This is a genomic window from Paenimyroides ceti (genome assembly GCF_030409925.1).
In genome coordinates, this window is sequence record NZ_JAUFQU010000046.1 from 1 (window position 1) to 12,093 (window position 12,093).

At 34.2% G+C, this 12,093-nt stretch carries 21 protein-coding genes; 11 read left to right on the forward strand and 10 right to left on the reverse strand.

Annotation, left to right across the window (positions count from 1 at the left end; translation table 11 throughout):
• Together QW060_RS21765 and QW060_RS21770 are read right to left on the reverse strand one after the other, a co-directional pair.
• Positions 1 to 748: endonuclease I family protein (locus QW060_RS21765; protein WP_290365131.1), on the reverse strand; the 748-nt coding region annotated here is incomplete at its 3' end.
• Positions 749 to 1,008: 260 nt separating this feature from the next.
• On the reverse strand, positions 1,009 to 1,842 hold the full coding sequence (locus tag QW060_RS21770; protein WP_290362001.1) for a T9SS type A sorting domain-containing protein: 834 nt from the start codon (positions 1,840 to 1,842) through the stop codon (positions 1,009 to 1,011).
• Between the two features lie 526 nt (positions 1,843 to 2,368).
• Here QW060_RS21770 and QW060_RS21775 point away from each other — a divergent pair.
• Positions 2,369 to 3,184 (forward strand): CPBP family intramembrane glutamic endopeptidase, encoded by an 816-nt coding sequence (locus QW060_RS21775; protein ID WP_290365132.1) that lies wholly within the window; start codon positions 2,369 to 2,371, stop codon positions 3,182 to 3,184.
• Positions 3,185 to 3,387: 203 nt separating this feature from the next.
• Here QW060_RS21775 and QW060_RS21780 read toward each other — a convergent pair whose 3' ends face one another.
• The 3 genes from QW060_RS21780 to QW060_RS21790 all read right to left on the reverse strand — a co-directional run bounded on the left by QW060_RS21780 (position 3,388) and on the right by QW060_RS21790 (position 4,707).
• The gene (locus QW060_RS21780; protein ID WP_290361999.1) at positions 3,388 to 3,540 is read right to left on the reverse strand and encodes a hypothetical protein; all 153 of its coding nucleotides are present in this window, start codon (positions 3,538 to 3,540) and stop codon (positions 3,388 to 3,390) included.
• Positions 3,541 to 3,989: 449 nt separating this feature from the next.
• Positions 3,990 to 4,187: a TetR family transcriptional regulator gene (locus tag QW060_RS21785; protein ID WP_290365133.1), complete on the reverse strand. Its 198-nt coding sequence runs from the start codon at positions 4,185 to 4,187 to the stop codon at positions 3,990 to 3,992.
• A gap of 58 nt (positions 4,188 to 4,245) precedes the next feature.
• Positions 4,246 to 4,707 (reverse strand): methylated-DNA--[protein]-cysteine S-methyltransferase, encoded by a 462-nt coding sequence (locus tag QW060_RS21790; RefSeq protein ID WP_290365134.1) that lies wholly within the window; start codon positions 4,705 to 4,707, stop codon positions 4,246 to 4,248.
• Positions 4,708 to 4,871: 164 nt separating this feature from the next.
• Here QW060_RS21790 and QW060_RS21795 point away from each other — a divergent pair, with 164 nt between their 5' ends.
• The 6 genes from QW060_RS21795 (at position 4,872) to QW060_RS21820 (ending at position 8,731) form a co-directional block, all read left to right on the forward strand.
• Entirely contained in the window at positions 4,872 to 5,423 is a 552-nt protein-coding gene (locus QW060_RS21795; RefSeq protein ID WP_290363212.1) for a DUF1003 domain-containing protein, read from the forward strand.
• Positions 5,424 to 5,444: 21 nt separating this feature from the next.
• Positions 5,445 to 5,771 (forward strand): hypothetical protein, encoded by a 327-nt coding sequence (locus tag QW060_RS21800; RefSeq protein WP_290365135.1) that lies wholly within the window; start codon positions 5,445 to 5,447, stop codon positions 5,769 to 5,771.
• A 146-nt stretch (positions 5,772 to 5,917) separates the two neighbouring features.
• Positions 5,918 to 6,421: a hypothetical protein gene (locus tag QW060_RS21805; protein WP_290365136.1), complete on the forward strand. Its 504-nt coding sequence runs from the start codon at positions 5,918 to 5,920 to the stop codon at positions 6,419 to 6,421.
• An 11-nt stretch (positions 6,422 to 6,432) separates the two neighbouring features.
• Positions 6,433 to 6,651 (forward strand): hypothetical protein, encoded by a 219-nt coding sequence (locus QW060_RS21810; protein WP_290365137.1) that lies wholly within the window; start codon positions 6,433 to 6,435, stop codon positions 6,649 to 6,651.
• Between the two features lie 156 nt (positions 6,652 to 6,807).
• Positions 6,808 to 7,791 carry an alpha/beta hydrolase gene (locus tag QW060_RS21815; protein WP_290363214.1) on the forward strand — a complete coding sequence of 328 codons (984 nt, stop codon included), beginning with the start codon at positions 6,808 to 6,810 and terminating at the stop codon, positions 7,789 to 7,791.
• 118 nt (positions 7,792 to 7,909) lie between these two features.
• Positions 7,910 to 8,731 carry an alpha/beta hydrolase gene (locus tag QW060_RS21820; protein ID WP_397386091.1) on the forward strand — a complete coding sequence of 274 codons (822 nt, stop codon included), beginning with the start codon at positions 7,910 to 7,912 and terminating at the stop codon, positions 8,729 to 8,731.
• An 82-nt stretch (positions 8,732 to 8,813) separates the two neighbouring features.
• On the opposite strand, the gene QW060_RS21825 is transcribed toward QW060_RS21820, so the two are convergent.
• The 5 genes from QW060_RS21825 to QW060_RS21845 form a co-directional block, all read right to left on the reverse strand.
• Positions 8,814 to 9,191 carry a LytR/AlgR family response regulator transcription factor gene (locus tag QW060_RS21825; protein ID WP_290365138.1) on the reverse strand — a complete coding sequence of 126 codons (378 nt, stop codon included), beginning with the start codon at positions 9,189 to 9,191 and terminating at the stop codon, positions 8,814 to 8,816.
• Between the two features lie 94 nt (positions 9,192 to 9,285).
• Positions 9,286 to 9,528: a LytR/AlgR family response regulator transcription factor gene (locus QW060_RS21830; protein WP_290365144.1), complete on the reverse strand. Its 243-nt coding sequence runs from the start codon at positions 9,526 to 9,528 to the stop codon at positions 9,286 to 9,288.
• A 14-nt stretch (positions 9,529 to 9,542) separates the two neighbouring features.
• Positions 9,543 to 10,199 carry a sensor histidine kinase gene (locus QW060_RS21835; protein WP_290365139.1) on the reverse strand — a complete coding sequence of 219 codons (657 nt, stop codon included), beginning with the start codon at positions 10,197 to 10,199 and terminating at the stop codon, positions 9,543 to 9,545.
• A gap of 84 nt (positions 10,200 to 10,283) precedes the next feature.
• Complete coding sequence (locus tag QW060_RS21840) at positions 10,284 to 10,589, reverse strand: hypothetical protein (protein WP_290365140.1); 306 nt, start codon at positions 10,587 to 10,589, stop codon at positions 10,284 to 10,286.
• A gap of 15 nt (positions 10,590 to 10,604) precedes the next feature.
• Positions 10,605 to 10,784, reverse strand: coding sequence for a hypothetical protein (locus tag QW060_RS21845; protein ID WP_290363218.1), 180 nt, complete (start codon positions 10,782 to 10,784; stop codon positions 10,605 to 10,607).
• Between the two features lie 36 nt (positions 10,785 to 10,820).
• Here QW060_RS21845 and QW060_RS21850 point away from each other — a divergent pair, with 36 nt between their 5' ends.
• From QW060_RS21850 to QW060_RS21865, 4 genes are all read left to right on the forward strand, one after another.
• The gene (locus QW060_RS21850) at positions 10,821 to 11,096 is read left to right on the forward strand and encodes a hypothetical protein (RefSeq protein ID WP_290365141.1); all 276 of its coding nucleotides are present in this window, start codon (positions 10,821 to 10,823) and stop codon (positions 11,094 to 11,096) included.
• Entirely contained in the window at positions 11,054 to 11,413 is a 360-nt protein-coding gene (locus QW060_RS21855; protein ID WP_290365145.1) for a serine hydrolase domain-containing protein, read from the forward strand. The genes QW060_RS21850 and QW060_RS21855 overlap by 43 nt, the downstream gene beginning before the upstream one ends.
• Positions 11,368 to 11,802: a serine hydrolase domain-containing protein gene (locus QW060_RS21860; protein ID WP_290365142.1), complete on the forward strand. Its 435-nt coding sequence runs from the start codon at positions 11,368 to 11,370 to the stop codon at positions 11,800 to 11,802. The genes QW060_RS21855 and QW060_RS21860 overlap by 46 nt, the downstream gene beginning before the upstream one ends.
• Positions 11,750 to 12,093: hypothetical protein (locus tag QW060_RS21865; protein ID WP_290365143.1), on the forward strand; the 344-nt coding region annotated here is incomplete at its 3' end. The genes QW060_RS21860 and QW060_RS21865, both read left to right, overlap by 53 nt.

Genomic DNA, 12,093 nt, shown 5'->3' on the forward strand with positions numbered 1-12,093 from the left:
ACGGATTATCTATAAATGGATTGCGGTTACCCTGGAAAACCTGTATTACGTCATTTCTTTTTCTTTCTAATGCACTTACGGGATCCTGCTGGTTCCATTCCAGAAATATATCGGGCATATCATTAAAACTGCTATAGGTAATGCTTCCGGTTCCTATAACAGTTGCCGGGCATTGATTCGGATAACGCAGATACATATACATCATCATACGGGCAATATCTCCTTTCCATTCATCTCCGGGATAAAAGTTACCGTTCGCTACTATTGCTGCGTTTCCGCTACCGGATGCGAATTTACGGTTACTGCGTGAATTGTTCATCTGATTATCAATCGGTCTCAGGTTATGTGCATCAGAACCTGCATTTTCAAATCCGAGATTAGGGGTACCCAATGATCGTGGAAAAACGTGTTCTCTTACCCACAAGCCATTACAATCAGAAGTGTGACAGCTGAGGTTTTTATCACGCGTACGATCAGTACTGGCATTAGCATCGGTATCATTATATCCGTAAATCAAAAGCATTTTTGAGGACCCCGGGTTCTCCAGATCAGAAGTTTTAAGCAAATTCCATACATCAGGTGTATAGTTGAGCTGAGTAGTGTGGGTATTCTGAATAAGTTCAGACAACTGGTTTTTTAATCCCGTTGCTGAGGCGGTAAAATCAATGGAACTGTAATATTCCGGAATTTGAGCATAGCCGGATGCTATACACGCCCAAAGAAAAAATTGGGTTATTTTTAATCTCATAGTAGTAGGTTTTTTGAATTTGCGTATGTAAAGTAGGGAGATGCTTTAAAACACCTCCCAACAAAAAAAACACAAACAATGAAAATAAACTATTTTAAAGGTGATACATTTTGACCTTTGATTCCCTATCATCACATAAAGTGTAATTCAGAAAGAATTAAAGTAGAAAAAATCAGAAATGACAATATGTTTGTGTTACTTATCGATTTTATAAAAAATCTGAACACATGGATTCTCTGATCAAAATATACGCAGGGTAATTATTTAATGATTATTTTTCTGACTGATGTCTTATTGTTTTCTGCTATTTTAAGCGTGTAAACGCCCTTACTCAGCATACTGATATTTATAAAATCATCCTGAGGTAAGGTTGTTTCTAACATCTTTTTGCCTAAAAGATCGTAAAAAACAATCTCTTTTGCCCGATTTTCTTTAGAAGAAATATAAAGTCTGTCCGTAGATAAGACCGGATTCGGATACACTTTCAATCCATCAATTCCATTTTTTTCAATAGAAGCAGCATCAGCAACCACTACAGAAAAATCGTCATAATAAATATAACCTCCTACCTGTGAAGCAGAACCTCTGTATGTTCTTGCCTGTAATCTCAAATGAGTAGCTGTAGAAGGAGCTGTAAGTATATGTTCAACCTTTTTCCATTCCGGACTGTCTTCAGAAAATGAAGTTTGATGCAGTACAGCCATATGATGTTCCGGATTATTCGGATCTGTAAGCGCTGTAGTGCCACTCATCCAGTTAGACCATGTACGCGTTGTCGCTTTCGGATCATTATCCAGAAACCAATAGCTGATCACATAGGTTTGTCCTCCGGTTACCTCAACCAATTCGCCTCCAATGGTTTGAGTTCCATCCTGAGAGGTATGTCTCGCAGAAAAATTTCCTGATTTTTTAATGACAGCTTCTTTGGTAAGAAAATTATTTACAGAAAGAGTTCCTGTCGTAAACGGGCCGAATGCCTCTGGTTCTGTATCGCTGATCCAGCTTTCAAAACCTCCGTTTTCTACCAGATTCTGAGCCTTCACCTGCCCGAACAGTGCAAACGATACAACCGCTAAAATGTAATTAAACTTCATAATAATTCTATTTTTTGTTTATTTACAAATTAGCGAACCAATATTAACTGAATAAAAACCAATTATTAATAATTAATAATCATTCATTTACAACATAAAAATAAAAACCTATAACCATGTTCTTTTCTTAGAACTGTATTTATAGTTGGATACTACACAAAAGTTAAAATAATATTATCACTTTAAATTCTACATTTTAGGATAGCAACCGTAACATTTTTTATTATTATATTTACAATCAAATAGTTACTAAAGTTTATTTATTCTTTAATGAACTTTTCTAACTTACTTCTACCAGATTACGTCACAACATAGTATTTAAATACCTTTAATAAGTTCGGTTCAGGTATCTCAATTGGACAATAAGTTTACCGATATTTCTTTCGGTATTAATAAAATATTGATACTGTTTCTACCGCAAAGTCAAACAATAAACATAATAAAGAAATTTTTATAATATCATGAAAAATAAAAACAAAACTGGATTTTATACAGTGGTATAGTAGCTGTTCTATTAGGATTAGTTGTGTTATGGTCTACAAAAACAGAATACTACCACTCAAGATTAAACATGGAAACCAACTTTATTACACTGCTGTTTTTTTCAATAATTATAGCCCCTGTTTTTGAAGAGCTCGCTTTCAGAGGATATTTTACCCGTAGTAAAAAAATACAAATACCCTCCCTTATTCTATTGCTTGTATATGTACTCATTTCTTTTAACTTTATAAATCTTATTCTTTTCCTTGCTATCCTTACATTTATATTACTCAACAACGGAAAGGAAAATAATCTGATTTTCTTTTTCTCGATTCTCCTTTTTGGTACCATCCACTATCAGGTATCCGATTTTACATCATTGTCTGCTTTCTATACGATCCTTTTTCAGCTGGGATTAGGAGCCATCCTATTATGGGTTGTAATCAATTTCAATCTCAAAAGAGCGGTGCTTTTACATGCTCTCTTTAATTTAGTTATGCTTAGTTTCACCTATTTTTCTATCATGTATAAAACTGATTTTTCTGAAAAAAGAATAGAAAATGATACAATACATGTAGTCTGGAAAAAAGAGTTTAACCTCTATCCAAAAAATGAATCATTAATACTAACCGATAATTCCTTTAAAGCTCAAAATTATACTCCCTTATCTTTATACAAGGCACTTCAAAACAATAAGTCATCTAATAAAATAAAAAATCTGTTTATTAAAGAACCGTTAATGAATTATTCGATTGATTTTTCTTTAAAGGATAGCCTGAACGTTGATAATGATGAATTAGCAAAGAAATATTTACAATTTTGTATTGATAATGGCATCTTAAAAGATGTAACCGATAAGTAATGTTAATAAATGAATTCCAAATATGCCTAAAATACTTATTTTACTATTCATCTGTTTTTTATTCTTGTTCAGATTAGTTGTTTAATAATAAACAAATACATCTTCAGAAGGTAAAATAGCAATTGACCTAAAAAAAACTGAACCGGGTTTAAGCAACAAATATTCCTGACTTTGAATAATAGCTTCTTTGGTAAGAAAATTATTTACAGGAAGAGTTTCTGTTGTAAAAGGGGCAAATGCCTATAGTTCCGTATCGCTGACTCAGGTTTCAAAACCACCGTGTTTACCAGATTCTGAGCCGTCACCTGACCGAAAATTGCAAACGAGACAGCTACTAAAATGTAATTGAGCTTCATAATAATTCTATTTTTGTTTATTTACAGTTAAGTGACCCAATATTAACTAAATAAAAAAACCAATTAATTAATCATCATTCATTTACAGTATAAAAATAAGAATCATATTCATGATCATATCTTAGAACCATATTTATGGTTTCATACTACACAAAAGTTAAAATATTATTATCCTTTTAAATTCTACACTTTAGTGTAGCAACCGTTACATTTTTTATTATTAGATTTACAATCAGACAGTTAATAAAGTTCATTTATTCTTTAATGAATCTTTTTACTTACTTCTACCAAATTAAGTATTTGAATTGCATTATCATCCCAGATAAGGTTTAATCATTATCTCACTAATTTAAAGCTTGTGCTTTTAAATTTTTGATTATTTATCATACTGCTGCTAAGTAGCTAAAAAAACATAAAACCGATTACAGCGGTATACCTGTAAGAAAAACTTATAAATATTTTAAACTTTTAGTCATGAAAAAAATGTAAAGTGCTCCTTTGGTAACTTTGGTCGTCGCCAAAATATCGTCAATACTTGTAGTCTGGTAACCGTTGATATAAATAAGCTCATAAGCCTTTTTCAAAATGGTTAAACGAGTTGCTTCTGCTTTTTTCATATTAAATACTATTTGGTATTTTTTAAGCAAAGAAAAATATTTTTCGCTATATCTACAATATGAATTAATTTTTTTTACTGCCCTTTTCTTATTCCTCATCCCAAAGTGTGGGTTGTGTCTGTGATCTTTCGAGAGCTAACAGAAATGCTTTATTTTTTAATCCGCCTGCAAATCCTGTCAGTTTACCGGATGTACCTATAACACGATGGCATGGAGCAATGATAGAAATAGGATTTTTACCGTTGGCTCCCCCTACTGCCCTGACGGACTTTTCATTGGCAATTTCTCTGGCCAGATCACCATAGCTTCTCGTTTCTCCATAAGGAATTTTCAATAACTGTTGCCATATTTGTTGTTGAAACGCAGTACCGGTAAAGTCTAAAGGGAGGTCAAATACTTTGCGCTTTTTAGCAAAATACTCCTGAAGTTGAATTGCGGTTTCCACCAATACAGGATGTTCATCAAAACGCATTCCTTCTGAAAGGGTCACCCGTGTTGCGTCATCGTTTTCCCACAACACAGCCGCCAGTCCCTTTTCTGTTGCGATCATTTTAATACTCCAACCGGAGTAGCGATGTATGTATGGTAATTAGACAATATGTTATGTAGTTTTTTGTTTAAGTTTATATTACTAAGATACGGCATTCCCCTATTCTTTTCAATGATCTCTAAAAAGATTTTTATTACATTAGTAGATACTAAAACTTCTTAACAATGCAACAGGACGAAATCAATACCATGATTGATCAGAGCAATGAAAACCTGCGCAAGCTTCAAAAAATTGTAGCCACTACAATGGAAGAAGAGCAGCTCATCATCAATAATTTGCTACATCCACCAAAAGAAATATTATCAAGCGGACAGCGGATATCCGATAAGGTAGCGCGATTTGGCGGTAGCTGGAGATTCATCATTATTTTTACACTGGTTTTAGCCGTTTGGATTGTATTCAATACGATGGCAGCAAAAGAACTTGAATTCGATCCGTATCCGTTTATCCTTATGAATCTTGTATTGTCCTGTATTGCGGCTCTTCAGGCTCCCATTATCATGATGAGCCAGAACCGTCAGGAAGAAAAAGACCGTATGAGAGGAGAAAATGATTACCTCATCAATTTAAAAGCGGAACTCGAAATACGCAGCCTACATCAAAAACTGGATCTTTTGCTCAATGAAGAAATTAAAGCATTATATGAATCTCAGGTAGCCCAATTAAAATTACTGGAAAAACTGGAAGAGAAAATCGAAAAGATGGAAAAAAAATAAACGGATAACTACCGTTTTATAATGATGGATATAATTACTGCTCAGTCATTCAAATCACTGAAATCCATGAGTTATACTTTTCCAATGAAAGGTTATTTTTGTGATAATGTTATCAATTGTTTTGCACCAATACAAAATGTCTTTTTTATGAAAAAAATATGCCTCCAAATTCTGTTTTTGTTTCCTTTAATAGCAAATGCTCAGCATCTTGATTCATTATCGACCAACATAAGCTCTTCAGTTATTGCTGCCTACTTTGAAAAAATTGATAAAGAAGATTTTATTTATCTGGTTCCTTTTCAAAAAAAGAATTATGGGGCTATCTTGATAAAAGAACCTTACAGGTAAGACTTCCTGCCGTTTTCGATCAGCTTGGGTTTTATAAGGGAGAAGGCTATATAGGAAGTTTTTATGACACTGTTTCCTTAACAGATTATATTGTAACTGTTGACAAGTCAGGAAAAATCAACTTTCAGATTTCTGTAATAAGCTTAATGGAAGCTTTGCCTCCCGGACTTTTTTCACGTGCTTATTCACAAAATATAGAAGTTCTTTCTTCTGCAGAAGGTAACAACGGATTTCAATATACCATGGACGAAGATTATATTGATATTACTGCTTATTCAGATTTATACCGCTCGCATGATAAAAATCAACCGCTGCTGATTCCGATGAAGATTGACAACAAAATAGTTGCCATAGCTGGCAAAAAAAGTGAAGATCCGCATCTTACCTCCTATGGCATCATTGATCCACAGGGAAACACTCTTTCTGGTTTTGATTTTAAACACAACCGAATTATCCCTATTAAAGGTACCCGTGATACCAAAGATGTATGGTTTCTGGTACAGCAGTCGAAAAATAACAATAATGCATATAGTTACCTCAACCACAAAGGATACTACCGCTTAAAGAACCAATTACCCCAATCTGTATATTATTACTACCGGTCTTCTCAAAAAGATTATCCATTCTATATGCTCATGAGCATACGTTAGGTTATATTCTGGTGGAAAATAAAATTTTTGATCTTTACGAATTGAAACAGGAAAAACAACTCGCAGAAGAATATCAAGGTTTGTGGATTTCTTATGCAATAGCCACACCTCTGGAAAAAGATACCGTTGAAGAAAAGAGAAAAAAAGCACATCTGTATATTTGGGTAAAAAAGGAAAACAAATATTTTTACATTGATTTATATGGAAATGAATACCTGCCAATCGATTAAAATCCTGATTAAAAAAAAGAGCTTGGTATAACCAAATTTCCATTTTATGGATTAGTGATTGGGCTTGTTTTAAATTAATGTATTAAATTTATATAGTAACCTAAATCCGATCTTATAACAGAGATCGAACTATAAACCTCTAAACTCTGATACATTATGGCGCATACCAACATTCCTGCACATCAAGATCCTGAAATTTCTAAAGACATTCGTGAATTTCTAAAGGAACTCAATAATGAAGGTGGCAAACCTATGGAAGAAATGACTCCTGAAGAAGCCCGTCAGGTACTTATTGATGCTCAAAAATCTGTTGATTTTGATTATTCCGATATTGAAGAATCTGAAAGAACCATTACACAGGATGGACTTACTGTAAACATTCATATTGTAAAACCTGCGGGTTCCGGGACTAACTTACCCGTATTTATGTTTTTTCACGGAGGAGGATGGGTTTTAGGCGATTATCCAACTCATAAACGATTGGTACGTGATTTAGTTGTAAACAGCGGAGCAATTGCCGTATTTCCTGATTATACTCCCTCACCCGAAGCTCAGTATCCTGTTGCTGTAAACGAAGCCTACGCTGCTACGAAATGGGTAGCTGAAAACGGAAAAGAAATCGGTGTTGATGGCTCAAGACTTGCCGTAGCCGGTAATAGTGTTGGTGGAAATATGGCAACCGTAGTTGCGCTTATGGCTAAAGATAAAATGGGTCCAGAAATTGCCTATCAGGTTTTATTATGGCCTGTGACGGACGCGGATTTTACCCGTGAATCGTATATAAAATATGCACAGGATCGTTTTTTAACCACTCCTATGATGAAATGGATGTGGAATCATTATACGACAGATCTCAATAAACGCAAAGAAAAATATGCATCACCGCTACAGGCTACCTTGCAGGAATTAAAAAACCTGCCTCCGGCTCTGGTTCAGATTGCAGAAAATGATATTCTTCATGATGAAGGACTTGCGTATGCCCGAAAACTCGATGAAGCGGGTGTACCAACAACCATAACGGTATATAAAGGCTTTATACATGACTATGGAATGCTGAATCCGTTGGCACACATTCCGGCAGTACAGACTTCTGTACATCAGGCTTCCATTGCTTTAAAAAAAGCACTGAATCCTGAATAATACGAATGAAAAAGATCATAAATAAAAAGAGGGAAATAGCTCTCTTTTTTTTATTTTTACGGTTAATAACCTAAACTGTCTTTTGGCAGTTATAATCAATAACTTTACCCGAATATATATGAAAACAAAATGGATGCTGCTTTTATGTTCCGCCTTTTTAATTGGAATTGTATTCCTTACCGGATGTACCAAAATAAATAATACATCAAATGATCCGGTTCCGGTTCATGATACCTTTACCATTGCTTCTAAAATAGTAAATGAAAACAGAGTCATCAATGTATGGATTCCCGAAGCCTACGCGAAAGAAGGAAACCCCCTACCTGTAATGTATATGGCGGACGGAGGCGTAAAAGAAGATTTTCCTCATATTGCCAATACGTTTGCTAAATTGATCAAAGCAAAAAAAATTCCTGCCTTTATTTTAGTGGGTATTGAAAATACGCAACGCAGAAGAGATCTGACAGGACCTACAGAAGTGGCTGAAGACAAAGAAATTGCACCGGTTGTAGGCGGTTCAGAAAAATTCAGAGCTTTTTTGAAAGAAGAGCTGTTTCCTGAAATCAGTTCGCGTTATAAAACAACTTCAGACAGAGGAATATTAGGAGAATCACTTGCCGGATTATTTGTTATGGAAACATTCCTGTTACAGCCTGATATGTTTACTTATTATATCGCATTTGACCCTTCATTGTGGTGGAATGACAATGCTCTTGTAAAAGCAGCCAAAAATACCCTTGGACATTTACCGGCAGATAAAAAAACGGTTTGGTTTGCCGGTTCTTCAGATATCGCAACTTACACCGATGAACTTGCTACTGTTTTAAAAGAAGAAAATGTTTCAGGACTCAGATGGCTTTATTCGCATGAACCGAAAGAACAACATTCTACGATACTAAGAGCTACAAAAGAAAAAGCACTGATATGGGCTCTTAATTAAAACAGAATTCTTTTTAATACTCAAAAATTACAGGGATACTGCGCTCTTGCAGTATCCCTGTTTTATATCGCTATTTTCCTGGTTAAATTATGTTTAGTTTTTCATATACCTTATCGCGATAACTTGAGCCTACGGGTATCGTTTTTTTATTGGTCAATACAATTACCTGCTGTTCAATATAGTTAATCATACGCAGATTTATAAAAAATGATTTATGTACACGGCATATATATTCCAAATGTTTCAGGTTTTCTTCTATAGAAGATAAAGTACCGTGAACCATCACTTTTTCTGATGTTGTATATATACACAGATAATTTCTCATCCCTTCTATATACAACAGTTCTCCCGGATCTATTTTTATAAGTCTCTTATCGCTTTTTACATAAAAACTATCATCATCTTTATCTGAAACTACTGTTGTTGCTTTATGGCTTGTTTGTATTGCGAGAACAGGCAACGCCTTCTGTATCGCTTTAGAAAACCGGTCGAGTGAAATGGGTTTTAAGAGATAGTCTATAGCATTGTGTTCAAATGCATCTAAGGCATATTGATTATAAGCAGTAGTATATAATGGCAGGCGGATGATTGAACATATTTATAAAATCTGTTCCGCTGATTTCAGGCATTTTAATGTCCAGAAAAATCAGGTCTATGTTTTTATCTCTGTTCAGAAAAGCAATAAGCTCAAAAACATTATTGCACACTCCCTGTAATTCCAATACCTCAAATTTTGAAATGTGATGTATAAGCACATCCTGAGCCAGTTTTTCATCATCTACTACGAGACATCTGATTTTTTTTCCATACCTTACAAATTAATTTTGAGGGTTATTGTAAATACATCGTCTTTTTTTTCCAAGTCTATTTTGTGCATAGCCGGATAAAGCAATTGCAAGCGTTTGCGTATGTTATCTATACCAATACCTCCTATTTTTTTTACTGCTGTTTCTTTAAAGTTGTTTTCACATGTAAATATCAGAGCATTCTCCTTATAGTGAAGAGAAGCCTTGATATAAGAATGTCCGACTGTAGAGTCAATACCATGCTTGAAAGCATTTTCAATCAAAGGTAATAAAAGCATTGGTGCAATCCTGATGGTATCATTTATTCCTTCACTCACAAAAGATACATCTGCTCTTTCAGAAATGCGAAGGGATTCGATTGCAATATACGTATTGATAATATGTATTTCATCGCGTACGGGCACTTCTTTTTCCTGAGCTTCATATAGAGAATACCGCAAAATATCAGATAGTTTTAAAATAACATCAGGAGTTTCATGGGATGTTTTCAGCGATAATGCATAAAGACTGTTGAGAACATTAAACAAAAAATGCGGACTTATTTGGGATTTAAGTAATTGAAGTTCTGCCAGAATCTGCTGGCTTTCTATCTGCTTTTGTTTCTTAATTTTAAGAATAAGTTCCTGCATGACATAGCCTATTGCCATTAGAACAGTAATCATCAAAACACCCGGAAAAACATCAAAGCAATATTGGTAGTTTTTAAAAATTCCGGAGATGTGTATGTAATCGCTAATGGAGTAAAATCATTTAAACTCATTGGTATGAAAGGTCTGTTTCAGCCAATTGAGATAATTTCCCTGTATGAAAATTATTGCTATAAATACACCTGCCATTGATAAGAGAAATTGCAAAATATTTCTGTTTTTACGCACTAAAGGAAAAAACAAGAAATTATTAATCCAGGACGGAACAAAAAGCAATACATTATACATCACGATATGGACTAAAGGAAGTTTTCCATCATTATTATCTATTGCGGTATATAGTACCCACCCTGTAAAGAAGCTATTTAATAAGAATCTGACAACAGTACTTCTTTTTAGTTTCATTGGTTTCGGATTTCATTATACTGTAAATGTACTGTTTTTACAAAGTTGTTTATTTCTTTTTACACCAAACCATCTAAAATAAGGACAAACAATCCCATCACAGACACAATACTTTTTGTCCCGGATTGTGTGCTGTTGGTCAAATAAATCTTTGGACAAACTATATCTTCCGTTTCTTTGTACCTGTAAGAACAATAGCTATTTCTATTTACTAAAATTAAAATTCTATATATGAAACATTCTATTACAGCAACTGTAAATAAAGGTATCATTTCACTTATTAAAAGGGCTTTATTTTGTGGTGTCACACTATTTTTGAGCCTCAGCATTTATGCACAGGATATTGAGCAGGAAAAAATAGACCACTTTATTGATTATATTGAACAAAATAACAGAGCAGTGGGCAGTATCTCTATTTTTAAGGGAATACAGAAATTTATTACAGAGATTTTGGTCAGCAAAATATTCAGGACTTACAATTTGACAAACATACCACTTACCAGATAGCCTCTATTTCTAAAATGGTTACGGCTACTTTGGTGTTTAAGCTTATCGAAGAAAAAAAATTAAATCTTCAAGACAAATTAGCTGCGTTTTTTCCTGACATGCCAGATGCGAAGAAGATTACGATTGAACAATTGCTAAACCATACGAGTGGTTTGGGAGATGTCAATTTTCATAACGGTGTTTATGGCTGGTTAAAGGAAAGAGAGGTTACGGATAAAGAAATGCTGGCAGAGATTAAAAAAACAGGTGTCTTATTTTCTCCGGTACTTCTATGTCTTATTCTAATTCTGCCTATTTTCTGCTGGGAAAAATTATAGAGCAAAAGTATCAGATGGCGTATAAAGATATCCTTCAAAACTATATTGCTACACCACTGAATCTACACGATTTCAGATTGGTAAATTCGTCTCAGAACTATTTTGATTCTTACCGTTATACTGATAACTCCTGGCAGCCAGAACAAGACTATATTTCTAAATATATTATAGGGTATACAGGTATTTCTTCCACTACAACCGAAATGAATAAACTCAATTATGCCTTATTTCATGGAAAAATAATCAGTAAGGAGAGTGTAGAACTGATGAAACCGGCCGCTGACAGCTATTTCGGCAGAGGAATGATGAAAGTTCCTTTCTATGAAGTTATTATGTATGGTCACGGAGGCGATACAACAGGTTCTCATACCTGTGTTAACCTACAATGAAAAAAACGATCTTTCTATTGCTATGGCGATTAATGGAAACCGTTCTGTAAAAAGTGATTTTTATGTTGGAATATTCAACGCTATTTACAATGGCAATATGCCTTATCCCATTTTTATATCGGATGAAATACTCAATCAATATTCAGGCATATACGAATCAACTGACTATCCATTTAAAATAAAAATATATAACGAAGGAGGAAGTTTATACGGATTAGGAATGGATGAAGAACAAATACCGTTTCTCTTAAAACCAACTTCTGATACCGAATTTAATTTTGAAAATCATCT